The following is a 26753-nucleotide window of genomic DNA, read 5'->3' on the forward strand; positions in this document are numbered from 1 at the left end:
ACTCACAACTCTAAATTAACATTTTAGCCCCATGACCGTAAGAACCAGATTCGCGCCTAGCCCCACCGGGTCCCTCCACATAGGAGGGGCCAGGACGGCTATATTTAACTGGCTCTACGCCAGGCACTACGGCGGGAATTTCATTCTTCGTATTGAGGATACGGACCGCTCGCGCTCGACGGAGGAATCGATCGAGGAAATAATTGACGCCATGAAATGGCTCGGGCTCGATTGGGATGAGGGGCCTTTCAGGCAGTCGGACAGACTGGCGGCTTACGGGGATTATGCAGAAAGACTCCTTAACTCGGGGCACGCTTACAAATGCTACGTAACCCCCGAAGAGCTCAATAAAAAAAGAGAAGAGGCTCAGGGGAAAGGAGAGGTTTTCCGTTATAAACGCCAGTGGGCGGAAAAAAATGCCGCTCCCGGAAAGCCCTTCGCCATCAGGCTGCTAACACCTGATGAGGGAATTATCGAGGTGCGGGATCTCCTGAGAGGGACCGTTAGATTCGATGCGAGGGAAATAGACGATTTTGTTATCCTGAAAATGGATGGTTTCCCGACATACAATTTCGCAGTTGTGACGGACGACGCCGCGATGGGTATTACCCATGTAATCAGAGGAGATGACCACCTGATAAATACACCTCGTCAAACCCTAATATACGAAGCCCTCTCATTGGACATACCCCAAATCGCGCATGTTTCGATGATTTTGGGCCCGGACAATAAGAGACTGAGCAAGAGGCACGGCGCGACTTCCGTAGTGGCTTACAGAGAAGAAGGGTATCTGCCCGAAGCTATCGTGAACTATCTGACGCGCCTCGGATGGTCTCACGGAGACCAGGAGATATTCTCGAGGGATGAGCTGATCGAGAAATTCACTCTGGATAACGTCGGAAGATCAGCGGCGGTGTTCAATCCCGAGAAACTGGAGTGGTTAAACGGCTGGTACATCAGAAACAAGCCGGCTGAAGAAATCGCCCGGCTTCTGGCACCTTTTCTAAAGGAAAAGGGTCTGGATATCGAGGCGGACAAAAAACTGGTAATGATTGTAAAGGAGCTCAGCCAGAGGGCGAAGACACTCAGGGATATAGCGAACTCACTCGGCTACTTTTATGCCGAGCAAGTCAATTACGATGAAAAAGCGGCTGATAAATTTTTAAAACCCGAAATACTGGATGTGCTCAGGGACCTCTGCGAGAAACTCTCCTCGCTCGAAGATTTTACAATCGACGATATGCACGGGGTTTTCGAGCAGGTTATGGAGGAGAGAGATTTAAAGCTGGGCAAAATCGCCCAGCCCGTAAGGGTCGCGCTCACGGGCGGAACCGTAAGCCCCGGAATTTTTGAAGTTATGAACATAATAGGGAAGGATATGGTACTCGAAAGGCTTAACAAAGCCGCTCAATATATCGAAACAAAATAGTATTAGCATGTACTGTCCCTCAATCTCGACCGTATCCTTTCATTGAGATTCCCTTAATAAAAATAAATACATACAATCAACCTTGCCTGCGCTGCAAGAAAGCAATTATCAATATCCGTCTGTCTCTCTCAGTATCAATAATCGTAGAAGCCCTTCCCGGATTTCCTTCCAAGCCAGCCGGCGCGGACCATTTGACGCAGAAGCGGCGCGGCGCGGTATTTCGAGTCCTGAAACTCTTTATAAAACACGTCCATTACGTCGATGGTGACGTCGAGTCCGATAAGGTCAATCAGCGCCAGAGGACCTATGGGCTGGTTTGTCCCGAGCTTCATGGCTTTGTCTATATCCTCCGGAGTTCCGACCCCGTCCTGATATGCGAACACAGCTTCGTTCAGCATGGGTATTAAAATCCTGTTCACTATAAAACCTGGCACGTCCTTGGTCCTGACGGGCTCCTTGCCGAGAGCGGTTGCAAAATCGTAAGCGAACTGCGCGGTTTCCTCCGAAGTGGTGAGCGCTTTTATGATCTCCACAAGCTTCATTACCGGGGCGGGATTAAAAAAGTGCATGCCCACTATCTTGTCAGCCCTGCCCGTGTTCACAGCAATCTCCACGATAGGAAGCGACGACGTGTTTGTAGCGAGAACGACATCGGGCGCCGTAGCCTCATCAAGCTTCTTGTATATATCCTTTTTTACTTTCATGTCCTCAAAGACTGCCTCAATTACCAGGTCTACGTCTTTTAAATCCTCAAATTTCGTCGTGGTTTTCACCCTTGATAGTACGGACTTGCTGTCTTCCTCGCTTATGGTCTCTTTTTTAACGAGCCTTCCGAGACTTTTTTCAATTCCCTTTATACCCCTTTCCAAAGCCGCATCCGAAACATCTATAAGAACAACTTCCCTTTCGCTCGAAGCCACAACCTGAGCAATTCCCGACCCCATAGTGCCTGCTCCTACAACTCCGACCTTCTTGACATCCTCTACCTTTCTGGACATGTCTTCCTCCTTTTCTTTTCGCACTTGCGAAGTTTGAGGACTTATTATACCCAAATCACGATTTTATCAAGCCCGCGATTACAGGACTTACAGACCGCATTATCCGCATCAATGATTTGAAACCCAAATCTAAAAGAATTAAAATGAGTCCGATGAGGATTATAGGACTAACCGGAAATATAGCCTGCGGTAAAAGCACTGTCGCCCGTATGCTCAAAGGCCTTGGCGCCCGCGTAATAGACGCGGACGAAATAGCCCGCTCGGTCGTGGAGCCGGGGGAACGCGCCTGGGGTGATATTGTAGAAAAATTCGGGGAAGAAGTCCTCAACGATGACAGAACGCTAAACAGGGAGAAGCTGGGAGAAATCATATTCAACGACGACGCAAAGAGAAATTTGCTCAACGAGATTACTCACCCCAGAATAATCGGAAGGATCAGAGAGCTTGTCAAGTCCTACGGTAGAGAAAACGCCCCGGTAGTCATAATCGAGGCCGCGCTCATCGTTGAAAAAGGCGGCATGAAAGACCTCATCGACAAGCTGATCGTTGTAACTTCCGACGAAAAGTCCCAGATGGAGAGACTTACCGCGCGAAACGGATATTCCAGAGAGGAAGCGCTATCCAGGATAAAAGCTCAGATGCCTCTCTCCGATAAGGTAAAGCACGCAGACTATGTGATAGAGAACTCGGCCACCCTGGAGAATCTGCGGATTCAGGTGGAATCCCTTTGGGAAAGGATAAACGCCGAAGACTAGACACTCAGTATTGCCTGTCAAACTCGAAGTCTCCCGGCAACTCTTTTTGCAAACCAATTATAACAAATCTTAATAATCGGCGGGTAATTCAGTCTATGCGGCCCCGGCTCACCTGACTTGCATAATATATATTTACATAGTAGATTTTTGGATTCTCAAGAACCTTCAAAGGAGCTTATAATGAAGGATAAAATAGCAGTTTTGGAACAAAAGGAAAAGGAGGCCGAGGCAGGGGGTGGTGAAGCAAGGGTAAAGAAGCAGCATGAAACCGGAAAACTCACAGCCCGAGAAAGAATAGACCTTCTTCTCGACAAAAACACATTTGTCGAGCTTGATAAGTTCGTAGTTCACAGATGCACCGACTTCGGCATGGAGAATAAAAAATTCCTGGGAGACGGGGTAGTCACCGGGTACGGGAAAGTGGAGGGACGTCAGGTGTTCGTCTACGCCCAGGACTTCACGGTTTTCGGCGGTTCACTCGGGATGGTGCACGGAAAGAAAATATGCAAGGTTATGGACCTTGCGATGCAGGTGGGCGCTCCGATAATCGGCCTTAATGATTCCGGAGGAGCAAGGATACAGGAGGGTGTTGAGAGTCTCGGCGGATACGGGGAAATATTTTGCAGAAACGTACTCGCTTCAGGGGTTGTCCCTCAAATATCTGCGATTATGGGTCCCTGCGCCGGAGGAGCTGTCTATTCTCCCGCGATAACCGATTTTACTATAATGGTTGAAAATACGAGCTATATGTTTATAACCGGTCCCGACGTGATAAAAGCCGTAACCCATGAAGAGGTGAACTCGGAGGAGCTGGGCGGCGCTATGGTTCATAACTCCAAGAGCGGTGTCGCCCATTTTGCCGTCGAGGACGACAAGGAATGCATATTACTGATCAAGGAGCTACTGAGTTTTCTGCCGTCAAACAACATGGAAGACCCGCCTAAATCAAGCACAGATGACCCGTCGGACAGAAGAGCTTCTTCACTGAGGGCGATAGTGCCGGAGAACCCCAATAAACCCTACGATATCAAGGATGTGATTTGCGAGGTTGTCGACGGAGGATACTTCTTTGAGGTTCAGGAGCACTACGCGCAGAACATCGTCATAGGTTTTGCCAGAATGGGGGGACGCGTAATAGGAATAGTAGGTAACCAGCCAAATGTCCTCGCGGGCTGTCTCGACATAGACGCTTCGGTGAAGGGCGGCAGATTCGTCAGATTCTGCGACTGCTTCAATATACCTATCCTGACCTTTGAGGACGTGCCCGGATTCCTGCCCGGCACTTCACAGGAGTGGGGAGGAATCATCAAGCACGGCGCTAAGCTGTTATATGCCTACAGTGAGGCCACAGTTCCGAGAGTGACTGTTATAACGAGGAAAGCCTACGGAGGCGCCTACGATGTTATGTCGTCCAGGCATGTGAGGGGTGACATCATAATGGCATACCCTACGGCGGAAATCGCCGTTATGGGATCGGACGGAGCCGTCAATATTATCTCCCGGGCGCAGATTCAGCAATCAGATGACCCCGAGGCCAAAAGGGCCAAACTGATCGAAGAGTACAAAGAAAGGTTTGCCAACCCCTACAGGGCGGCGGATCTCGGATTCGTGGATGAGGTAATCAGACCCGAAGATACGAGACCGCGCGTAATCTCCGCCTTTGAAATGCTGGACGGGAAAAGACAGACGAACCCGCCCAAAAAACACGGGAACATACCACTTTAATACCGAAGGAATTATAAAATGTTCAATAAAATTCTTATAGCCAACCGAGGGGAAATAGCGGTAAGAATCATAAGGGCCTGCAGGGAACTGGGCGTGAAAACCGTAGCTGTGTACTCTGATGCGGATCGCCGCTCACTCCATGTAGCGCTGGCGGATGAGGCCTATCACATCGGGGGTTCCGCCCCCGGAGAGAGCTATCTCGTAAAAGAGAAAATACTGGAAGTTGCAAAAAACTCAGGAGCCGAAGCGATACATCCCGGATTCGGGTTTCTCTCCGAAAATGAAGCCTTTGCGGATATGTGCGAGAAGGCGGGGATCGTATTTATCGGCCCCTCCTCCGAAGCAATACGCTTAATGGGAGATAAAATCACGGCCCGGAAGATCGCACAGGATTCCAAAGTCCCCCTCGTACCGGGATCGGAAGGCGCTGTCAGCGATGTCGAAGCTTCGGTTATAGCCGAGGAAATAGGATATCCGGTAATGATTAAAGCCTCGGCGGGCGGGGGCGGAAAAGGCATGAGGCTCGTCAGGAACAAAGAGGATTTTGCAAGCTCACTCCGCATGGCCAGAAGCGAAGCCCGCTCCGCGTTCGGCGATGAATCGGTTTTTGTGGAAAGATTTATAGAACAACCGAGGCATGTAGAAATTCAGATCATAGCGGACTCCAAAGGCAATACCCTTCATCTCTTCGAGCGCGAATGCTCGATACAGAGACGTCATCAAAAAGTAATAGAAGAAGCGCCCTCTTCCGCAATCAGCGCGAGAACGAGAAAGAAAATGGGTGACGTCGCAATAAAAATAGCAAAGGCGGTAAAGTACAGAGGCGCGGGCACTGTAGAATTCATAATGGACCAGAATCAGAATTTTTACTTCCTGGAGATGAACACTCGTGTGCAGGTCGAGCACCCGGTTACCGAAATGATAACCGGCTTCGATATTGTAAAATGGATGATACGAATTGCAGCCGGTGAGGAACTCCCATTTAAGCAAAAGGACATAGTGATGAAAGGCCATGCCCTTGAGTGCAGGGTCTATGCGGAGGACCCGGAGATGAATTTCCTTCCTTCCCCCGGCGTAATAAAATACGTAAAAGCCCCAAGCGGTCCGGGCATAAGGGATGATTCCGCGATTTACTCCGGGTGTGAGATAACCTCATTCTATGATCCGATGCTTTCGAAACTCGTTGTGTGGGCCGACACCCGGGAGGCCGCGATACATAAAATGGCATCGGCTTTGAAGGAATATATCGTGCTCGGCGTGAGAACCAACATAGGATTTCTGAGGCGCGTAATGTCCGACAAGGAGTTTCAGCAGGGAAAAATCGACACCGGTTTTATCGAGCGTCACCCTGAGCTTCTAAAGCCCGGAACGGTTGAGATCGAACCCGCGTTGATAGCCGCGGCACTGGCAATGAATAGCTCCGGAAACTCCGAACAGGCAGCTCAAAAGCCTGTATCCAACTGGAAATCATTCAGCAGAAGATTAGGCGTATCCAGGAGTCCGCTCGCATGACATATACATTCAAGATTCAGGACCAAATCTACAGAATAAACCTGGAAGAGGATGAAAACCAGATTCAGGTTGAAATTGACGGTGAAATAATTCCGGTCGAGTTCGAAAAAATAGAGGAGAACCTTTTCTCTATAATATTAAACGGAGAATCTCGAAGCATCGGGGTCTTTAAGAAAGGCAACAAAGTTCAGGTTTTCCTCGACGGCGACCTCTACGAGCTCGAATCGATTTCGGAAAGGGAGCAGCGAAAAGCTCATCACATAACAAGCGGGGTCCAGGAAATAAAGTCCCCCATGCCGAGCAGAGTTGTTAAGATCCTGAAGGGTGAAGGGGACGCAGTGGAAGCGGATGAGGGTATGATAGTCGTAGAGGCGATGAAGATGGAAAGCGAGTTAAAATCTCCAATCGAAGGTACGGTAAAAACCCTAATGGTTAAAGAAGGGGACGCGGTGGAAGCGGGGACGGTTCTTCTTGTGGTATCCTCCGAGGAACAGAGCTGATTTTCTCCTCGATGCAATTCACCCCCAGTACGCGACAGATATACGTGATACCACCAGCCGATTAATAGGCTAATACGGGCTATCAAATTTGATGACCTCTTCCGTTAAGGCCCCGAATTCCTCGACGCTTAAAGTCTCCGCCCGTCTAGACTTATCTATCCCGGAAGACTGAAGAACACTCTCGACAATCTCCTTTGACAGTATTGAGCGAAGGGAATTTCCCAGCATCTTTCTCCTTGACGAAAATGCGGCGCGAACCACCTTTTCATAAAGCTTGTCGTCGGAAACAGGCACTCTCGGCGCGGGAAGCGGAATTAACTTCAGCACAACGGAATCGACTTTGGGTTTTGGCCAGAAAGCCGAAGGTGAAACTCTGAATTCGAGATTTACATCCATATAGGTCTGGAGAAGAACCGAGATAGAGCCGTATAGCTTGCCTCCGGGTTTTGCCGTAATCCGCTCACCGACCTCACGCTGGAGCATCAATATAAAACATGAAAATATGTCACGATCCTCGAGAAGCTTAAAAAGAACGGGGGAGGATATGCTGTACGGGAGATTTGAAATCACCTTCATCTTACGCCCTCTGTAGAAATCCCTGAAATCTATCTTGAGACCGTCCCCCGGTATTAGTTCCACATTCCTATATTCACTGCATAACCCGCTCAAACGGCTTACAAGCCGTTTGTCTTTCTCGATTGCGATAACCTTTCCCGCTTTTCCGGCCAACGCAAACGTAAGCGCCCCCAGCCCGGGCCCTATCTCGATAACCCGGTCTTCTTCCGACAGCTCCGCGGTCTCGACTATGCGCTCGATTACCCTCAGGTCTTTAATAAAATTCTGTCCCAGCCTTTTACTCGGATAAGCTTTTTCATTAAAGAAAAATTCTCTGGGATTAAATTCTTTTTTGGATTTGCTTGTCATTTTATAATCAGGATATCAAGAGGAGATAAGAATTCCGGATTATTGCGGAATCACCCTGATTAAAAAAGCTAATCGGGTGGAGGAATTACCCCGTCACATGAACGGCCCGCCTCAGGTTCCGAGTTCCTCAAGCGACATGTCGTCGTAATGCGTTATTTTATTCTTTCCCTCACGCTTTGATTCGTAAAGAGCGCGGTCGGCCTTTTCAATCAAAGCGCTTTTCTCGGTCGCACTCTGAGGGTAAGTCGAAATACCCATACTCAAAGAAATCTCTATTAACTCACCATCTGACTTGAAAGGGATACCTTTTAATTTGTTTCGTATTTTTTGAGCCGCTGCTATTGAGCCGTCCTTATTCGTGCTGGGAAGAACTACTGCGAACTCATCCCCGCCGTACCTGGAGGGTATATCGACTTTCCTCAGCGATTCGCTCAATAATTTGCCTATAGAGGATATTACCGCGTCTCCCGCCTGATGGCCGTATGTATCGTTAATAACCTTTAAATCGTCTACATCAACAAGAATAAGGGAGGCCTGCTCTGAAAACCTTTCGGCATGGGCTATTGAGTAGGAGAGCATCTCCTGGAAATGCCTGTGATTATAAAGGCCGGTTAGCCCGTCCCTGATTGCAAGCTCTTTTACCTTTTGGAAATTAAGCGAGGCGGTTATCGATTTTGCGGATTCGTGACAAATAATCTTAGCAAGGCTCACCTCTCCTTCATTGAAAGGATTCTTGGTTTTTCTGCCCATGACCACGCACCCGAACACCTCGTGCTCTTCCTCGTCAACATCGGGAAAAGTTTCGTACAAAGGATGAATCAAGATCGATTTTATATTTTTAATGCCCAGCGCAAAATCAACTTCCTTTCCGAACACGCTCCTGTACTTAGCCCTGGTGGTAAGATCTTCGAAGTGAAAATATTTGCCGCTTTCGGATACAAGCCCCGTCAGGCTATCCTCGTGTGAAATTTCCTTATCCTCCAGATGCTCTTTGATGCCTCCGCTCACTCTCTTCAGATAGCTGAACTCCTTTTCCCTGTCCATGAGGGAAATACCCACAAAATCGGCCTCGAACAATCTTTCCAGCGTATCCAGTATATGATCAAGTATTAACTCTATGTCGCCCGTGGAATTAAGCTTCTGTGTAAACTCGTAAAACGAGTGAAGCTCCTGTGAACTCAAATTTACCTTTTCGGAGAGCTGGAATCTGTCTATAATTTCGACTATCCTGTCGGATATGAGTGAAACTATCAGCTTCTCCCTCTCACCGAAAGCGTCCCTTTCGAGACTGTCCACAACCATCATGCCGAATACGCTCTGCTCGTCTTCCGGTAATTTCTTCTCCCCCTTGAGAAACAGGGGGGTCGCCAGTAATGACTTTACAGGCACATGCTTATTGTAGTACACGAGGTTTTTCCTTACATTCTTAATACTGGTTATCAAAACCTGGGTTTTGGTCTTGAGAACCCATCCGAGATAACCGCCCCGGAAACTAAGCCTCTGGCCCCTGTCAATAAAATCCCTGCTCTCGGATATGAAATCGGTTATCGCATAGAGTCCGTCATCCATCTTCATGTAAAGAACGATGCTGTGGTTGGGAACAAGCTCGTTCAAAATTTTAAGCGAAGTCCTTATGTCATCCTTAAGCGCTTTAACATTCTGAGACTCGTCCTTTTCATTGCTTTCGGCATTTCCCGACAATATATTCGGAAGTATTACTTGCTGTACCTTGTTCCTTCGAAATATATAAGAGCTGAGGCGTTCTTTATTGCCTTTGAGCAAAAATCCGAAAATTCCGGTTGAGAGAATGAGCAGGAAGATCTGAACAGGCAAACCGTCCCCTCTGTATTGAGTCACCTGCAGAATTGCTACAATGAAAAATGCGACGACGCCCCCGAGCCAGCCGAAGTAAAGGGCCAAAAGCGGGACCATAATGTAAGACAGAGGAAAAAGCTCATAGCCGAAAATTTCGACTACTATTTCAAAAATAAGCGTGAACAGGAGAGGGAATTCCAGACTGTCTACTAAAGAGAGGCTCTTCTGCCCGGCGATCGCGAAATTATATGATTTGTAGAAAACCGTGGACAAAAGAAACAAGAGGGCCAGTACGGAGTAAAAATTAAAAGAGTGAAAACTATTCTTGTATATAAGTACGAATATCAGTACGGAGAGTAAAAGGACAAAAACCTTGCCGAGTAAATAATTCGAGTACGTAATTTTATTCTTTAAATCTGTAGATTTTTTCACCTGTTTTGATCATCCCGAGCTCTTCTCTTATTACCTTCTCCATATAATTCTTATCGGTTTTTATCAATTCAATTCTTTCCCTTAGCTCTTCGTTAGCCATTTCCAATTGCTTGCCCTCTAATTTTACTTTTTCATTTTCCTGATGGAGCGCATATACATGGGATATTTCCCTGGCGAAAAGATATACCAGAAAAGAGACTACCGCCAGTATTAACACAACCCTGATTATTAGCTTTTCCATTTCACAGAATAATCAAGTCGCCCGCAATAAAAGGATTGGATCTTCTTTCTATTCCTATCTTGGTCGCGGGTCCGTGGCCCGGGTGTACGTCATACGAGTCAGGCAGGCCCATGAGCTTTGACTTAATAGAGCCCACGAGCTCTCGCATAGAGGTGCCGCCTGTGAGATCAACCCTTCCTACGCTTCCCGCAAACAGCGTGTCGCCCGAAATAACCTGATCTTCGATAACGAGACAGATGCTTCCCCATGTGTGCCCGGGCGTATGCAATACCTTTGCTTTCAGGCGGCCAATCTCAATCTCGTCCCCCTCTTCTATAAACCCGTCAATCTCCGGCACCTCAACTTCACCGAACATGGGGAACCTCATTGCGGATTCGGGTAGAGCCTCGAGGACAGGTTCCTCTTCAGGGTGCAGATAAAACCCCACACCAAGGGCTTTCTTGGCCTTTTCGACCCCCGCCACGTGATCAATGTGTGTATGTGTATTAACGATTTTGGTAATCTTTAGTCCGGATTTTTCGACCTCGCTTAATATCTCGTCTATCTGCTCGCCGGGATCAATAAGAATCCCCTCATTAGTATCCTCGTCTCCGATTATATAACAATTGGTAAGAAAAACCCCGCCCGGTATGCATTTAATTATCATTTTTATTTAACTTCCCCTTATATATACTCAATTGTAAATTCGTCAAATTGATCTGAATAAGACCCCCAATTAATTACTACATGATTAACCGTGGAATGCCTCGGGCCTTGATGACACCAGCCGGTAAACTTTTGGAGATCCGCCCGCTCCCCCTCGGCAATTATCTCGACCGATCCGTCAGAGTTGTTTCTGACCCAGCCTTTGAGTCCTAGTTCATCTGCCTTGTCTCTTGCGGATGCTCTGAAGAATACGCCCTGAACCTTTCCATGGACTATAAGATGTACTCTCTCTTTAGGCATACCACAAGCTCAGATTACCAAAACGGTGTTTTGCTGTCAACAAAAACGAAGTTAAAAGGTAAAAATCTCCAAAGAGTTAGGAGGTAATCATTAAGCATTCCTTTAAAAAACACAGTACCTCATTTTTCAAAAATTTACCAGTTAAAAATCATTCAACCGCTTCATCCGACCGGTTTATTAAGACCGCAATTTGGGGTTGCCCGGAACTCGAAGCCCGAATGTTTGACACTCAAAACCCGAAGGTGTATTTTTTTTACCCATGAGTGAATACAAGGCCTGGTTCAGCTGTATAGACGAAGAATGCGGTGAGACATACGAGCTTGACGAAATAATATACAGGTGCAGAAAATGCGGAAACCTTCTTGAAGTTACTCACGACCTTGAAGAACTTAAAGAAAAATCCCCTCAGGAGTGGAAAGATCTGTTCGATAATCGTTACCGGAGACAGTCCTGGCCCTACGGAAGCTCTGTCTGGGGAAAGAAAGAATGGGTTTGCCCGTACGTGGAAGACGACAACATCGTTTCAATGTATGAGGGAGCGACGAATCTCTTTTGGGCGGAGAGATTCGGAAAGCAGATCGGCATGGGAGACATGTGGCTGAAGATGTGCGGCAACAGCCATACGGGATCGTTCAAGGACCTGGGTATGACCGTTCTAGTGTCGGTTGTAAAACAGATGATTTCCGACGGGAAAGATGTGCCCGCCGTGGCGTGCGCGTCCACAGGTGATACGTCGGCTGCGCTTGCGGCATATTGCGCTTCGGCAGGCATACCGGCAATTGTTTTTCTTCCGAAGGACAAGGTCTCGGTCGCACAGCTCGTGCAGCCTATATCCAACGGAGCACTGGTTTTATCCCTGGACACGGACTTCGACGGCTGTATGGAAATGGTGCAGAAGGTATGCACCGAAAATAATATATATCTCGCGAATTCGATAAATTCTCTCAGGATAGAGGGGCAGAAGACCATAAGCATAGAACTCTGCCAGCAGTTTGATTGGGAGGTTCCGGACTGGATCGTCATTCCCGGAGGTAACTTGGGAAACATCTCCGCCCTCGGAAAAGGTTTTATCATGATGAAGGAGATAGGCTTAATAGACAAATTACCCCGGCTGGTCTGCGCTCAGGCAGAGCACGCGAACCCCTTGTATTTAAGCTATCTGAAGGATTTCGAGGAATTTCATCCCGTAAAGGCTCAAAAAACGCTGGCCAATGCGATTCAAATAGGCAACCCAGTCAGCATTAACAAGGCAATCAGAACTCTCAGGGATTTTGACGGAATCGTCGAGCAGGCGAGCGAAGAGGAGCTTTCCGACGCCGCGGCAATGGTCGATAGAACCGGGACCTTTAACTGCCCTCACACGGGAGTGGCCCTTGCGGCTTTCCTGAAGCTCAAAGAGAAGAACGTCTTTAAACCCAGCGACAGAATCGTGATAATATCTACGGCACACGGCCTGAAGTTCGTAGAGTTCAAGATCGGATACCACAAAGGGGAACTTGAAGGCGTATTCTCAAAATACGCAAACAAGCCGATAGAGCTCCCCGCCGATTACAATGCCGTCACTGACGCTATATTCAAAGCCATACGTAACTAGAGAAAATCCATAACCAATAACCGCATAAAAAAGGACTGTGGCAACCTCCTGCCACAGCCCTTAACCTTGATACTGCAATCGTTTCATCAGATAAAGAATTCTTCAGCTTCCAAATCTTACAATCATATCGACAAGAAAATCAACGTTCCCGAAATCGTTTATTTCGTCGCTTCCGAACGGAACCTGTACGCCCGCTCCTACGCTGAATACCTGCCCTCCGAACCTGACCCCCGGAGTCACATAGGCGCCTGTGACATTCTTGTCGAACGAAGTGGAAGAGGCCAGAAGCAGCTCAAGAAGGAAGGAGGTGGAGAATGGAAGGTTGAAATGAGGGGTAATGCTGCCGGTCGCTCCGTATTTAATTATAAGCTCGGTACCATCGCCGCCCGTATCGAAAGGGCTTTCATCGGCGTCTTCGGCATTCGTCATAATATCGAAATCAAGGTTTGCCTGAAATGCGAATATATCGCCTGTTATAGCGAATACCCCGTAGGGGACAAGGGTGTACGCGTCGTCCGTGAAGTAGGCGAAATCCCTGAAATAAGAGCGCGCTCCGAGCGTCCCGTTATTGTTCCCGGTTGTGGGCAGCAATAATTCAAATCCCAATGTCAAAACTGAATTATTCATATTCAGAAGTGCGTATTTGGTTCCGAGTCCGATATTTCCGAAGTCGTAATCCCCGTTGCCGAATACCCCGTTTGTTACCCCGGCGAATGGAAACTTCGCGTAAACACCGAACAGGTTTTCGGATAGATTCACATCCGCACGGAGCTGATTCATTATTAGCGCCCCGCCGCCGTCAACAGAGACAATCTCGAGGTTCCCCCTGACCCCCGTTATGCTGTAGGGATGCTCGAGGAAAAAGGAGTAAGGTATTTGACCGCCCGCCGCTCGGGCTTCATTCCCGGGCGCAGCCGCAAATGAAAATAAAAAAATCAGCGTCAAGAATAATAGTTTTATGTACTTAACACACTCAGCCGCTCCCTTTTTTAGCATCATCTGGCCTGGACCTCCCTTAAATTTAAAAAGATTGTATCTCATCTGAAAAAATGTTTCAAGTAGTTTCTATTATATTATTCTAACCTCCTGTAATTTATAAATATTATAAGATTTATTCGTAATATAATATGTCTTTCAAGCATATACCAGGGAGTTTCCATAAAGATTGAATATACGCCTTTGAAAAGATATATTTCCACCACTATGAAAGCCGGGCTAAAAGGGTTATACGTGATTACGGATAAAAAACTGATCCCGGGCGATCGGTTCGCGGAAAAGGTCGAACAAGCCATAAAAGGCGGAGCAAGCATCGTACAGTTGAGAGAAAAGGACACGTCCCTAGAACAAATAATAAGTCGCGGAAAAGAGCTTATGAAATTGACCCGAAAGTACGGAGTTCCATTAATTATCAACGATCTGCCGGAGCTGGCAGCGGAAATAGGGGCCGACGGTGTTCACCTCGGTGAAAATGATCTATCCGTTAGTCACGCCCGTACTATCCTGGGCGAGGAATCGATTATAGGTGTATCCTGCTACGGGAATCTCGAAAGAGGGCTCCGCGCAGAGAGGGAAGGGGCGAATTACGCCGCGTTCGGCACTCCGTTCTTCACACCCACCAAACCGGAAAGGGCTCCCACGTCGTTCGACATCCTAAAGGAAGCTGTGAACAGAATACGGCTGCCGATTTTCGCTATCGGGGGTATCACGGCTGATAATGCGGAATCCGTTCTCGACACCGGCGTAGAAGGGATTGCGGTTATAACGAGCGTGTTCGGATCATCCGATCCGGAAAAAGCATCACATGAACTTACCTCAATAATTGAGACTCATTCTCATAAGAGAAGATAAGTTTTATGTCTTAAATATTCCGGAGAATCTCTTCCCTTTTCTTTTCGACTTCACCCTTTCGGCAAGCGCGTGAGAGACAATGGGCAACGCGATAGTGGCGTCACAGTAACACTGTACGAGCTTACCCTCGGGGTCCTCTTTTCCCCAGGACACGGCCTCCTCAAATGTACATCCGGAAAGCCCCCCCCACTGCGGGGAATCGGTCGTTATCTGTATAGCGTATTTATGGGGATAATATGTCTCATCATTTCCCAGGCCCTTGCGGTTTAAACCGCCTTCCCTGTTCGGGACTTCCCTTTCTTCATACATGAGATCGGCAGTCACGGCGAAGAGCTGTATAAAATCCTTCGGGACACCCCCGCCTATGTATATTACGGCGGTATCAGTCACACTCTCGCCCAGCTTCATAAATTCGACGTAATCCTTAATTGCGTCTATCGTGAGGCTGAAGCCCTTTGATTTCGCTATCAGCGCCGCGTCTCCGTAGGGACTGTCCGCTATGGCCGGGCAAAATACCGGAACGTCGTTTTCGGCGGCCACGTTTACAATGCTCCCAATATTTTTCTCTCCCAGCCAATTTCCGCATAACGAGAGAAATTCCCTCGATGAATAAGCGTAGTCTTCATCAAGCGTCATAATAAACTCCGCCAGCAGCTCGGTCATCTTGAGGTAGTCGGACTCCTTGCCGTAAACGTCGTAATACCTGTTCAAGCCGTCTTCAAATAACGCTTCGTTATCGGCCAGATGAGTACCCTGCCAGTAATCGAACCCCATGGCGTCCACTATGTCTTCGGAGATATTAGCGCCGGTGGGAACGAGTATGTCTATATAGTTGTTTTCGATTAGCCAATTGATTATTTTCCACTGCCCTGTTGTGGATAACGAGCCCGTATAACCGAGCAGGATCGTTACGTCCTCATCTCTGATCACTGCTTCGAATACATCGACAACGCGCGCCAGACTCTTACCCTGAAATCCCGTCCGGGCCATTTCGGCGAGAAGCTCGGACACGGTCCTGGGAGCATCCACCTCTATCGCTTTTACTCTTTTGTTCAAATAACTTTCCTTTCTTATTTCAGAAATGTTCTTTGCCATCCGTATTTATACCTCCGTGTTTTGTTACCGGACAAATAGAGAAAACGCATCCCGAAATCGAATGTTATATAGAGCCGGTTCTAAATCGAAATTTTATAATTGATCGGTTGATACCGCTGTTTATTGTAAATCCGTTTTTGAACTTTTACGAATCATAGTCTGAATAGCTCGATCATTCACGGTTAAAGAATTGAAAATACCAGAGAGAAGTCAAAATTCAATGACGCTGGCCGGGAACGACCCGCGCTAAAGAACGATATTGACCAGCTTGCCGGGTACCACTATCACTTTCCTCGGCTCCTTTCCCCCGAGATAACTCTTCACTTTTTCATCCGCGAATGCCGCTTCTTTCATCTGCTCGCTGTCGGGATCGGGATTCATCGTAATCTGGCTCCTTACCTTTCCGTTTACCTGCAGAACTACGGTTATGGAAGCGCTTGAGACAAGCTCCCTGTCCCACTCGATCCAGGGTTTATCGACGAGTGAATCGGTATGGCCCAGCTCATGCCATAGCTCTTCCGTTACATGCGGGGCCATCGGGTAAAGGAGTCTGACCATTGCTTCAATCGCCTGTTTTAAAACTGCTCTGTCAGTCCCGCCCTCAGCCTCAAAACGCGATGTGTCGTTTAGCAGCTCCATTACGGCCGCGATTGCGGTGTTGAACTGAAACCTTTCCAAATCGTCGGTCACCTTTTTGATGGTCTTGTGCACCTTGATGAGGAGTTCCTTTGCTGTGCCCGATAATTTCTTAGGGTCCGCTGCTTTATCCGTTAGACCCTCTATCTCGGAGAGCCTGTCGGATACGAGCCGCCACAGACGGTTTAAAAATCTGTAAGCACCCTCTACCCCCTCGTCGCTCCAGTCTAGATCCTTCTGCATGGGAGCGGCGAAGAGCATAAAAAGCCTCACCGTGTCGGCGCCGTATTTCTTTATCATATCGTCGGGGTCCACGATGTTTCCGATGGATTTGGACATCTTGGCCCCATCCTTTATTACCATCCCCTGCGTCATGAGGTTCATAAAGGGCTCGTCAAGATCGCACATACCTAGATCCCTGAGCGCCTTGGTAAAAAACCTCGCGTAGAGAAGATGAAGTATTGCGTGCTCAATTCCTCCGATGTACTGATCGACCGGGAGCCAGTAGTGGACATCATCCCTATCGAATATCCCGCTCTCGAAGTGAGGTGATGCGTACCTGAGGAAATACCACGAGGACTCGACAAACGTATCCATCGTATCCGTTTCGCGCCTGGCCTCTCCTCCGCATTCGGGACAGACCGTATTCACGAAATCACGGTCGTTTGCGAGCGGTGAGCCTCCCTTGCCGGTGAACTCAATATCGAGCGGGAGCTCTACAGGAAGCTCATCGTCGGGAACCGGAACCGCCCCGCACTTCTCGCAATATACCACGGGTATCGGAGCTCCCCAGTACCTCTGACGCGATATACCCCAGTCCCTCAGCCTGTAATTGATCTGCCTTCTGCCGAAGCCCTCTCTCTCGATGAACTCGATAACCTTATCTTTTCCCTCTTCGGACGGAGTCCCGGAAAATTCTCCCGAGTTCGCCATCACTCCCGCCTCAACGTACGCTTCGCTCATATTCTCCGGTTTTATTTCCTCTCCCTCAGGATGAATTACGGGAACTATCGGCAGACCGTACTCTGTAGCGAATTCAAAATCTCTCTGGTCGTGCGCCGGCACGCACATGATTATTCCGGTTCCGTACTCTATGAGCACGAAGTTCGCTATATAAATCGGAATCCTTTCTCCATTAAAGGGATTTACGCAGTATGCGCCTGTAAAAATCCCCTCTTTGGTTGCCCCTTCGGCTATTCTGTCTATGCTGCTCTGCTTTTCCACTCTTTTTATAAACTCAAGCGCTTCCCTTTCCTCCGGTTTCCCCCTGATTAACTCAACCGCGAGCGGATGCTCGGGAGCGATGCTCATGTACGTGACGCCGAATACTGTATCGGGACGGGTCGTAAATATCTTGAGATGTTTTTCCCCTCCGATCTCAGACTCGAGCGGAAACTCTATTTCAGCTCCCGTGCTCTTTCCTATCCAGTTTTTCTGCATCGACAGCACCCTTTCGGGCCACCCGTCTTTTAGCTTTTCCGCCCATTCCAGGAGCTCGTCCGCGTACTCTGTGGTCTTGAAAAACCATCCTTCCATTTCTTTCAGCACCACCTCCGAGCCGCACCGCCAGCAAAGTCCGTCCTCAACCTGCTCGTTGGCAAGAACCGTCCCGCACGAAGGGCACCAGTTAACCGTGGTTGTTTTTTGATAGGCAAGCCCGCGCTTGAGCATACGCGTAAAAACCATCTGCTCCCACTTGTAATACTCGGGGTCGCAGGTGGCAATTTCCCTCGTCCAGTCGTAACTGAACCCGAGCATTTTGAGCTGCCCTCTCATCTGAGAAATATTCTCATAAGTCCACTTGGCGGGATGCACGCCGCGCTCAATCGCGGCGTTCTCGGCGGGAAGCCCGAAAGCATCCCACCCTATCGGATGCAGCACATTGAACCCTCTCGTTCTCTTATACCGCGCAACGACGTCTCCTATCGTATAGTTTCTTACGTGACCCATATGAATACGTCCCGAAGGATAGGGAAACATCTCGAGTACATAGTATTTCGTTTGTCCCTCTTCCGGGCGCACTTCGTAAACTTTGTTTTCTTCCCAGTACTCCCGCCACCTTTTCTCTATTTCCCTCGGCTTATAGCTCTCTTTCATTCCAGGCCCTTTCACTCCGAATATTTTTATTTAGGATAGAATTATTTACCATAATCACAAGCATAGGACAAAGATTTCGAGCGATTTCCCCGGCTGGGACTTTTATAAAGACAGCGTGTTGTATAATATTACGGGAATTAAAGATATGAACGCGGAAGCAGAGCTAAAAGGGATAATAGAGGATCTGAAAAATTATTTCGAGTTTCAGAAATCCATGGGAATTGAGAGAATACTCGTGGAAAACGGAGCAGAGGAAAAACCCCGGCAAATTCCCGAGAAACAACCGACGAGGGTAGAAAAAAAAGTGGCGGCACGGAAAACAGACAGAGAAGACATAATAAAAATAGAAGACAAGACGGACCTGTTCGATGCGGCTTCCAAAAGTATGACGCTTGAGGAAATAAGGGAAGAGATAGGGGACTGCACGAGGTGCAAGCTTCACGAGGGAAGAACCAAGCTCGTCTACGGCGAGGGTAACCCCGAGGCAAGGCTCGTTTTCGTGGGCGAGGGTCCGGGCAGGGACGAGGACCAGCAGGGAAGGCCGTTTGTCGGAAGGGCGGGCAAACTGCTTACGAAAATCATCGAGGCTATGGGTCTTGGAAGAGAGGACGTCTATATATGCAATGTTGTAAAGTGCCGCCCCCCCGGAAACAGGACTCCCGAGCCCGACGAGATGGCTACCTGCGAACAGTTCCTATTCAAGCAGATAAGGGCGGTAAAGCCCGAAGTGATTGTATGCCTGGGAACGACAGCGGCCCAGTCCATTCTAAAATCAAAGATGAGTCTCGGGAACCTGAGGGGCAGGTTTCATTTATACGGAAACACCAAGCTTATGGTTACGTATCATCCTGCGGCGCTCCTGCGGAATCCGAATTTCAAGAAGCCGCTCTGGGATGATATGCAGGTCGTGATGAAGGAACTCGGTATTTCAAAACCGGGCGGTTAGCTCAGCGGATAGAGCGCAGGCCTCCGAAGCCTGAGGTCGGGGGTTCGAATCCCCCATCGCCCGCCATTATTAGCCAAGAATCATTAATCCTGAAGCTTCTTACGTGCGGCTTTTATGTTGTCAGTATGAGCACTTAGATTGGAAAGTATTTCGTTGTCGTCTGATATCAGTTTTCCAGATTAGCGTCCATCGTGATCTCCGCGTTAAGCACTTTTGATACGGGGCAACCTTTCTTGGCGTTATCCGCAGCCCTCTTGAACGACTCCGTATCCGCCCCCGGCATCTTAACGGTTACGTCCAGATGAACGGAAGTAATAGCGAACCCCTGGTCTGTTTTTTCCAGTTGAACCGACGCCGTCGTCCTGATGCTTTCCGCTGTCATGTCCAGCTTGCCCAATTCAGAAGACAAAGCCATCGAGAAACACCCTGCGTGAGCGGCAGCTATCAACTCTTCAGGATTAGTGCCTTTACCATCTTCGAATCGGGTTTTAAATGAATACTGAGTATCGGATAGGACTCCGCTCTCGGTCGATACCGTACCTTCCCCACTCTTTAAATCTCCTTTCCAGACCGCAGAACCATTACGTTTCATTGCTCCTCCTATTATTAGACTAAATTTATTTAGCTACATGCTAGTTTACATATACACTTTTAAGTGACCTCAGTTTATATTTACAGAAAATACTATCATAAGACTTTCTGCGGTCTAGGAATATTTTTTCAACAGGAAAAAGCCGATGAACAGAACACCGTTCACAAATATCGTAAAGAGATTCACAAAAGAAGTAGATTTATACCGGCGTGTAATCGCGCATCCCCGCTGTCCCAGAGTCACGCGTATTTGTCTCGGCGCCGCCATTGTTTACGCTATCTCTCCTATCGATCTGATTCCGGATTTTATACCCGTGTTGGGGTATGTTGATGACATTCTGATATTGCCCCTTCTCATATTTATTGCCTTGCGGTTCGTTCCGAAAGAATTGATAGAGGAAGTCAGAGCACAGACAGTAAATTAGATTAAAACATCTCCTGGCTAGCATGGGATGTTAAGGTACTGACAAGTCTATTGTCCTTTTTCTTCCCACATTATATATTCCGCAAAATTCCCATGATTAGATTGTCATTTTCATCTTTCTTATTCATATCAGGCTATTTTTTGACTATCGGAAATAATTTGTGTTTTATATCCAAGTATTTTATGCTCTTATAAAAAACCAAATCCAACTTCTCACCGTATATATAAAGATAAGCAAAATCTACCAACAAGGAGGTGTGTATATGTCTACAATAGGCAAAACACAGATTACTATCACGTTTATATGCCCCCCGGAGCACGTAGCCGAGGGAGAGAGAATTTTCGCAAGCCACGCCAAGTGGATGGAGACAACGCATCACAAGTCGGGCGAATTGGCTATGCTTCGCTATAATATTATCAAAGGACCGGGGCTGGAGAATCCTCTGGATCCGTCGTCGGCGCCGACCGGCAACACTATGTTCGTATTGGATGAGATGTACGAAAATCAGGCGGGTCTCGACGACCACTGGAAAAGGGCGCCGGCAGAATGGGAAGACATCGGGGCATTGGTAGAGTGGGCAGGCAAGTGTAAGGTTGTAACGGCGCACAATGGCGTTGCAATACAAGGGCTCTGGTAAATCGTAGCGAATTATATAAAGCACTTTGGCTCTGTTGCATAGCAGAGTCAAAGTGTTCTTTCTCAAGAAATTCAGACCAAAGATGGTAACCGGAGTTTGAACCTATATTCCCTCGGAAGATTGGTACCATACCCCTAAGCTTTCCCGCCTCAGCATCAAAGTCACTAATCAAAATGATGAATTAAAAAGATTGACTTTATGAATGATTTTCTATTTGGTCTCATAAAGTGTTGAGAGATTTCAGCTCTTTTGACACTTCCTCTGAATTAAAGTGCGGATTTGTCTCAAGAGCGAGGTTCAAATATTCTCTGGCCTTCCCGTAATCGCCGTTAGCAATACTAATCATACCCGCGTGGTAGAACAATTGAGCATCCCTTGTACCCGTTGCCAGAGACTTTTTAGAGGCATATTGCGCTTTTTTGAACTCACCCCTTTTGTAATGAACCCAGGCAAGTGTATCGTAGCCGTGTACGTCTTTTCTAATATTTAAGTCTCTCTCGGCTAGAGCGAGCGCTTTATCGAGGTTGGTCCCTTTATCCGCGTAATAGAGAGCAAGCGCTCTTAGATAGCCCGGGTCTCCCTCTTTTACCCTTTCTTCGTATATTCCGAGTGCGCTTGACTCCAGTTTTTCAGCTTCTTTCTCCTTGCCCTGGCTTTTATAGACCTCTGCAAGCGCGATGTAGAACTCAGGCGCCGGGTTTATTTCAAGAACCTGTTTATATAATTTTTCAGCCTCGGCGTAATTCCCTCTGACGGCGTTTATTTCAGCCAGATGCTCAAGCCCCAGATAATAACCGGGCATAATCTCAAGCGACTTCTTATAATGCTTCTCTGCATCCGACAAATTACCCTGGTTAAAATAAATAGATCCGAGCATAACCTGTGTCCATGCCAGATTTTCCCTGGATGTCCGGACATTTTTCAGCCCTGCCTCGTAAGCATTATTCATTGCTTCAATTGCGCCCGCCGTGTCTCCCTGTACGACCCTCAGATTGGATAATCTGCTGTATGAATCAAGAGAAGGATCAAGTGTGAGCATCCGGTTATAGGACGCCTCGGCTTTCGTGAGGTCCCCCAAGTCCAGATACGAGTCACCCAGTATCCCGTAGCCATAGCTGTTTTCCGGTTCGAGCTCAACTGCCTTGAGCGCATATTGAAGAGCGTCATCAAATTCGTGTTTTGAAATATGCGCCATTGCCATCAAAACTGTTCCGTTGTAATTCTTCGGGCTTATAGAAAGGGACCGTTCGAGGCTCTTATATGCCTTGTCGTAATAGAGAGTATCGCCGGTTTCTCTTGCTTTCTGCATATAGGCTGCCGCGAGCCTGTTATAATCGAGATAGGATGACGGGTCGGCTTCCGTTCTCTTCAGATAAAATTTTATAGAATTGTCCGTTCCTTCACTGAGGTTCTTTTTGCCAGCGTTATCCGGTTCCGAGCAGGCGAAAGAAAATACAAAACACAGAACCAATAATATGGATGTAGATAATTTCATCGCAGTATTCTCTATCTTCATACTGATTAAGTCCTATTAAACAAGAACCCGGGACAGTTCCAACATGGGTAAGGGTCTGTCTATCTTGCCCCGGGTTCAACAACTGGGCTAAGAGTATATTTTAATCTTCTCTGTTTATTTTCTTTCTTGTGAATCTCCTACCCACTGCGTAGGCAAAAACCAATCCCGGTATCAAGAAGGAGAGCGCCGCCGTACCGGTACCCGATCCGGTTCCGGCTTTTGCGACTGAGCAGCTGCTTCCGTTATTATTTCCATCTCCTGACGGTGTCTGCGTTACTGCCATGAAATTAAATACCGAGAGCGGGAATAGATCCGTTGTTCCCCCTACGGCCGGGAACGGCGAGTCGTTACCGCTTACGTCCACGCGGAGATCAGCGATAAGGGCGTCCGGTTTAATCCAGTCGGTTCCCTGCAGTACTGCGAGCACAAGTCTGTTGGGACAATCAGGCAGTATCGTGCAATCAAGTGCGCCTGGACGAGGGGGTCCGCTTCCGGGAACTCCGGAGTCGGCTGGGAAATTCACGTCCGCCAGCTGACGAGCCAGCAGAAAGGTTATATCTCCAACGTCGTCCTGAGGGCGTCTTCCGTTCTGGAGGCCGAAAAGTCCAACCGCAAGGTCAGCTGCGTTTCTGTCCAGATCGAGTCTCAGGTAGTCTGGAAGAAGGGCTACACGAAGTAAATCCGAATCAGGTACTAGAGGATGAACAAAATCCGGCGGCAATAGAAGCGGCGCGCCGTTAGGCACTGCTGTAACGCCGAGGGCCTCAAGTAAATCCGCACGCCCGGCTATGGTATTTCCTGTTCCGTCATTGTCCACCTGAGTCAGTGCGTCCGGGACGAGCCCTGAGAACATGGCGACGTCCTCCGCCGGCACCGCTGCGTTGAACTCGTCTTTCATGCCCTCCGGTACGAACACAGTATTGAACACCTGCTGGCCCATACGCTCGATCTGCACAAACTCATCCGGCGACAACTGGTCAGGCCTGCTTGTAGTCCCCCAGATTCCCACGAGACCGTCAATACCGAAAAATCCGTCACCGCGCACTAGATTCTTGGGAAAAGAAACAACGATGTGAAGCGCGTTCACGCCGGCAAAGAAATCAATCCCGCTTGTGCCGTCTGACCTGATTTCACGTCCGTCGAGGGGCCCGAGCACCGGCGAGGTAACCTGACGAAATACGTCCTGGCTTCCGTCCAGTATCGCGTTAAACTGGCTAAAATCAAAAACGAACGCGTCGTCCGCCAGACCCGCGTAAGCGCGAAATACGCCAGACGTAACGTTCACCTGTGTATTGCCTTCTATCGAAGAAGGAAGCGGCAGTATCTCGTTTACAGCGCCTGTCATTAAAGGCAATGCGGGTCCTATTACCCTGAATTCCTGGTTGAACCCGCTCCCGTCAAAAATTATCTGTACCACGAAGTCCTCTACGGCGTCACCGTCGTTGTCCACTTTGAACTGATAGAGGACATCGGGGTCGAAACCCACGTTCCCGTTGTCTTGAGGCTGTATGAACGGCACAACCGCCATCGCCAGTACGAGCCTGGACTCATCGTCCGGATCGAGAAAAGCATATACATCCGTAATGTCTATTTGCGGGTCCGCCGTGGTAAGAGGCGCGTCAACATGGTCTGCGGCAACCGCCTCATTCGTAATTTGTATCGTTAATGCATTTGCCGTGATAAACGCAATCACCAGCACAAAAATTGGCATAAAATATGCCGGCAAGACTTTTAACTGGTTCTTCATAAATATACTTCTCCTCCTGTTTTTATTTTATTCATCTACACATATGATAAATTTGGGTACATCTAGTACATACGAAGATATTCAAAATGCGGTTTCATTTTTATTAAAACAGTAGTCGTTTGCAGATGATTAATTCAAATTAAGTAATTGCTATAATGTAAGTGCAAGTTTGTTGCCAAGAATAGTCTTATATATTTCATTAAAATCTGCAGTTTTTACAGACACTTAACGAGACAAGAAAGTTTCCGGACCATCGGATGTTTATATATAAGCTGTTGAAAAGTAAGTTATTAATCACAAGGTCAGATAAAACAAATTACCGTAAAATTTATTCTTTTCTTTGCACAACCATCCAAACTTCTCAGTTCATTGTGTTAAATTTTTTTGCTTTAAATCGTGCGCGATATGCAGGTATAGACATTTTTGTGAAGGCAACGTTCTAATTCTTAATAATCGTACATGCCTGGAAATCATAAGATTTTCTTACCCGGAAAAAACATTTATTAAGAAAGATAAAACCAAACCCTGCCAATTACTCGTATATTAGCTTTAAAATCAAAATATTTAATGGGAGGTATAGGTTTATGTATAAGATTTCGTCGATTTTCGCATCGCTGATGCTCGCTGTCGTATTTTCATTATCGCTCTTGGGTGTCGGACACACTCAAGAACAGGAAATGAAAGATATGATGATGAAAAAAGGAAAAGAAATGATGGGCATGACTCCGACATCCGACACAAACGCAGCGGCTTTGCGAAAGAACCTGAATTTGCTTTTAGCTGAACACGTATGGCTTGCCGGTGCCGCAACAAATGCAGCCCTCAACGGAAACCAGGAGGAATTCGAAGCGGCCGCTGCTGCTCTCGATGCGAACTCTCAGGCAATAGCCGTCGCTAACGGCGTGGTTTACGGGCAGGAAGCAGCCGATGCCTTTTTACCCCTCTGGAGAAAGCACATCGGATTCATAGTTGATTATACGAACGCAGTGGCAGCAAACGACAAGGACAAGCAGGAAAAGGCGGTCAATGATCTCATATCTTATTCTGCAGATTTTGGTGCATTCATTAACTCGGCGAGCCCTTCATTACCGGCTGATGCAGTTGCAGGGTTGGTAAAGGAGCATGTCGTTACTTTTAAGGCCGTCATTGACGCCCAGGCAGCCGGAAACGATACCGAGGCTTATATGAATCTGAGAAAAGCGGCCGCACATATGCAGAAAATAGCCGATGCCCATGCGGAGGCGATCGTTCTGCAATTTCCTGATAAATTTTCGGATAATTGACAGCGGGTTTATACAGAAAAAGAAATTCAGGCAACAGACCTTCGGGTCTGTTGCCTTTTGGTGAATGTAATGAAAAATCAATTTTTATTTTCATTGTTTCTCCTGATATTTATCCCGGTCATACTATCGGGCTTATCCACAAGTTTCTCAGAGCACTCACTGCTAGCTGCCGATACCGAAATGCCAAATAATACAGAGCATGTTGACGTGAATATCAAGCTTTTCACGTTCAAACCGGAAGTTCTCGAGATTCCTGTAGGAAAAACGGTTGTCTGGACTAACGGGGACGCCATAGAGCACAGCATAACTCAAGGGACACCCGACAATCCCGGACCGGAGTTTGATTCAGGCTTCTTTACGAAAGGAGACACGTACTCATTTACATTTACCGAAGTCGGGGAATATGACTACTTTTGCAAACGCCATAACTCTATGCGCGGCAGGATAAAAGTTACAGAATGAATTTGAGCTTACCGGCAGCATCCTGTTAGAAAGAAGAACTGCAAGTCATGCAAATGTAAATAGAATATCTTGTCCTTTCCAAAACCGTTATCTGCGAGTGTGCGCTTGTCGGTCCTAGTGTCCAAATAAGTTTCCATAGTCGATATTGCCACTTGCTTTCGAAGCTTTTACAACACCATCCTCTTAGGTCCCCCCGGATCGTTCCAGTAATAGAGTGATACCCAAAATTCTCCTGCTCATAAATTACGAAATATCGAAATATTAGGATATTTCGCAATTCACCTGGAAGACAATATAAAAGCCCGATTCCTAGCGTATCAAATTATTTCAATTAAATCGGATGCTTAAGTGTGAATCTCTCTTTCTTTATATTTGTGGCACATTAGTTGCATTTACAACTAACTAAAATTTAGAAAGGAGGTGATTTACATGTCAGCAAGAACTTCAGGAGAAGCGAAAGAGCTTGTTTATTTCGTAGACGGTGAAGGAAACTCTTTTAAGCAGGATCCGATTGTCGTGTTGCCGGATGGAGGCGATAGTCTGGATATTGCAGGCGGAAAGTTTATCCATAAGGTAAAAAGCGAGGATACGAACAACGTA

Annotated in this window: 24 protein-coding genes and 1 tRNA gene; 13 read left to right on the plus strand and 12 right to left on the minus strand. The window is 47.5% G+C overall.

Translation table 11 applies throughout. The features are described from left to right. Positions 1-31: 31 nt before the first annotated feature. A complete protein-coding gene (gltX, locus tag RIG61_02870; protein ID MEQ9618099.1) occupies positions 32-1429 on the plus strand; it encodes a glutamate--tRNA ligase in 1398 nt (465 codons plus the stop codon). Between the two features lie 134 nt (positions 1430-1563). Here the strand turns inward: gltX and RIG61_02875 are convergent, their stop codons facing one another. Then, on the minus strand, positions 1564-2427 hold the full coding sequence (locus RIG61_02875) for a 3-hydroxybutyryl-CoA dehydrogenase (GenBank protein ID MEQ9618100.1): 864 nt from the start codon (positions 2425-2427) through the stop codon (positions 1564-1566). A gap of 143 nt (positions 2428-2570) precedes the next feature. Between RIG61_02875 and coaE the strand changes: the two genes are divergently transcribed. The 4 genes from coaE to RIG61_02895 all read left to right on the plus strand — a co-directional run bounded on the left by coaE (position 2571) and on the right by RIG61_02895 (position 6919). After that, entirely contained in the window at positions 2571-3182 is a 612-nt protein-coding gene (coaE, locus tag RIG61_02880; protein ID MEQ9618101.1) for a dephospho-CoA kinase, read from the plus strand. A 180-nt stretch (positions 3183-3362) separates the two neighbouring features. Continuing rightward, positions 3363-4907 (plus strand): acyl-CoA carboxylase subunit beta, encoded by a 1545-nt coding sequence (locus tag RIG61_02885; GenBank protein MEQ9618102.1) that lies wholly within the window; start codon positions 3363-3365, stop codon positions 4905-4907. Between the two features lie 18 nt (positions 4908-4925). Continuing rightward, on the plus strand, positions 4926-6419 hold the full coding sequence (gene accC, locus RIG61_02890; protein ID MEQ9618103.1) for an acetyl-CoA carboxylase biotin carboxylase subunit: 1494 nt from the start codon (positions 4926-4928) through the stop codon (positions 6417-6419). Continuing rightward, on the plus strand, positions 6416-6919 hold the full coding sequence (locus tag RIG61_02895; GenBank protein MEQ9618104.1) for a biotin/lipoyl-containing protein: 504 nt from the start codon (positions 6416-6418) through the stop codon (positions 6917-6919). Before accC ends, RIG61_02895 begins: the two co-directional genes overlap by 4 nt. Before the next feature lie 69 nt (positions 6920-6988). On the opposite strand, the gene rsmA is transcribed toward RIG61_02895, so the two are convergent. From rsmA to RIG61_02920, 5 genes are all read right to left on the minus strand, one after another. Continuing rightward, positions 6989-7843: a 16S rRNA (adenine(1518)-N(6)/adenine(1519)-N(6))-dimethyltransferase RsmA gene (rsmA, locus tag RIG61_02900; GenBank protein MEQ9618105.1), complete on the minus strand. Its 855-nt coding sequence runs from the start codon at positions 7841-7843 to the stop codon at positions 6989-6991. A gap of 111 nt (positions 7844-7954) precedes the next feature. Next, positions 7955-10090, minus strand: a complete 2136-nt coding sequence (locus tag RIG61_02905; GenBank protein MEQ9618106.1) for a diguanylate cyclase — start codon at positions 10088-10090, stop codon at positions 7955-7957. Further along, positions 10062-10331, minus strand: a complete 270-nt coding sequence (locus RIG61_02910) for a septum formation initiator family protein (GenBank protein MEQ9618107.1) — start codon at positions 10329-10331, stop codon at positions 10062-10064. The genes RIG61_02905 and RIG61_02910 overlap by 29 nt, the downstream gene beginning before the upstream one ends. A 1-nt stretch (position 10332) precedes the next feature. Beyond that, a complete protein-coding gene (locus RIG61_02915) occupies positions 10333-10977 on the minus strand; it encodes an MBL fold metallo-hydrolase (protein MEQ9618108.1) in 645 nt (214 codons plus the stop codon). A gap of 17 nt (positions 10978-10994) precedes the next feature. Continuing rightward, a complete protein-coding gene (locus tag RIG61_02920; protein MEQ9618109.1) occupies positions 10995-11276 on the minus strand; it encodes an acylphosphatase in 282 nt (93 codons plus the stop codon). 259 nt (positions 11277-11535) lie between these two features. On the opposite strand from RIG61_02920, the gene thrC reads away from it, so the two are divergent. Continuing rightward, positions 11536-12870, plus strand: a complete 1335-nt coding sequence (gene thrC, locus RIG61_02925) for a threonine synthase (GenBank protein ID MEQ9618110.1) — start codon at positions 11536-11538, stop codon at positions 12868-12870. A gap of 102 nt (positions 12871-12972) precedes the next feature. Here thrC and RIG61_02930 read toward each other — a convergent pair whose 3' ends face one another. Then, positions 12973-13869 (minus strand): hypothetical protein, encoded by an 897-nt coding sequence (locus RIG61_02930; protein ID MEQ9618111.1) that lies wholly within the window; start codon positions 13867-13869, stop codon positions 12973-12975. A 180-nt stretch (positions 13870-14049) separates the two neighbouring features. Here RIG61_02930 and thiE point away from each other — a divergent pair, with 180 nt between their 5' ends. After that, positions 14050-14718, plus strand: a complete 669-nt coding sequence (gene thiE / locus RIG61_02935; GenBank protein ID MEQ9618112.1) for a thiamine phosphate synthase — start codon at positions 14050-14052, stop codon at positions 14716-14718. Between the two features lie 3 nt (positions 14719-14721). On the opposite strand, the gene RIG61_02940 is transcribed toward thiE, so the two are convergent. Together RIG61_02940 and leuS are read right to left on the minus strand one after the other, a co-directional pair. Next, on the minus strand, positions 14722-15813 hold the full coding sequence (locus RIG61_02940) for a deoxyhypusine synthase family protein (GenBank protein MEQ9618113.1): 1092 nt from the start codon (positions 15811-15813) through the stop codon (positions 14722-14724). A gap of 246 nt (positions 15814-16059) precedes the next feature. Beyond that, positions 16060-18546 carry a leucine--tRNA ligase gene (leuS, locus tag RIG61_02945; GenBank protein ID MEQ9618114.1) on the minus strand — a complete coding sequence of 829 codons (2487 nt, stop codon included), beginning with the start codon at positions 18544-18546 and terminating at the stop codon, positions 16060-16062. 145 nt (positions 18547-18691) lie between these two features. On the opposite strand from leuS, the gene RIG61_02950 reads away from it, so the two are divergent. Then, on the plus strand, positions 18692-19492 hold the full coding sequence (locus RIG61_02950) for a uracil-DNA glycosylase (protein ID MEQ9618115.1): 801 nt from the start codon (positions 18692-18694) through the stop codon (positions 19490-19492). Further along, positions 19483-19558: transfer RNA gene (locus RIG61_02955), tRNA-Arg, on the plus strand. The genes RIG61_02950 and RIG61_02955 overlap by 10 nt, the downstream gene beginning before the upstream one ends. Positions 19559-19658: 100 nt before the next feature. Here RIG61_02955 and RIG61_02960 read toward each other — a convergent pair. Then, complete coding sequence (locus tag RIG61_02960) at positions 19659-20084, minus strand: OsmC family protein (GenBank protein ID MEQ9618116.1); 426 nt, start codon at positions 20082-20084, stop codon at positions 19659-19661. A gap of 145 nt (positions 20085-20229) precedes the next feature. Between RIG61_02960 and RIG61_02965 the strand changes: the two genes are divergently transcribed. Both RIG61_02965 and RIG61_02970 read left to right on the plus strand, forming a co-directional pair. Continuing rightward, complete coding sequence (locus RIG61_02965; GenBank protein ID MEQ9618117.1) at positions 20230-20508, plus strand: YkvA family protein; 279 nt, start codon at positions 20230-20232, stop codon at positions 20506-20508. Positions 20509-20770: 262 nt separating this feature from the next. Continuing rightward, positions 20771-21145, plus strand: a complete 375-nt coding sequence (locus RIG61_02970) for a hypothetical protein (protein MEQ9618118.1) — start codon at positions 20771-20773, stop codon at positions 21143-21145. Positions 21146-21365: 220 nt separating this feature from the next. On the opposite strand, the gene RIG61_02975 is transcribed toward RIG61_02970, so the two are convergent. Further along, a complete protein-coding gene (locus RIG61_02975; GenBank protein MEQ9618119.1) occupies positions 21366-22661 on the minus strand; it encodes a tetratricopeptide repeat protein in 1296 nt (431 codons plus the stop codon). Between the two features lie 100 nt (positions 22662-22761). Next, entirely contained in the window at positions 22762-24408 is a 1647-nt protein-coding gene (locus tag RIG61_02980) for a DUF4331 family protein (protein ID MEQ9618120.1), read from the minus strand. 584 nt (positions 24409-24992) lie between these two features. Here RIG61_02980 and RIG61_02985 point away from each other — a divergent pair. Both RIG61_02985 and RIG61_02990 read left to right on the plus strand, forming a co-directional pair. Then, positions 24993-25691 (plus strand): hypothetical protein, encoded by a 699-nt coding sequence (locus RIG61_02985; protein MEQ9618121.1) that lies wholly within the window; start codon positions 24993-24995, stop codon positions 25689-25691. Between the two features lie 180 nt (positions 25692-25871). Further along, a complete protein-coding gene (locus tag RIG61_02990; GenBank protein MEQ9618122.1) occupies positions 25872-26153 on the plus strand; it encodes a plastocyanin/azurin family copper-binding protein in 282 nt (93 codons plus the stop codon). Positions 26154-26753: the final 600 nt, after the last annotated feature.

The organism is Deltaproteobacteria bacterium, assembly GCA_040223695.1.
In the GTDB taxonomy this organism is placed as follows: Bacteria; Desulfobacterota_D; UBA1144; order Nemesobacterales; family UBA2774; genus JAVKFU01.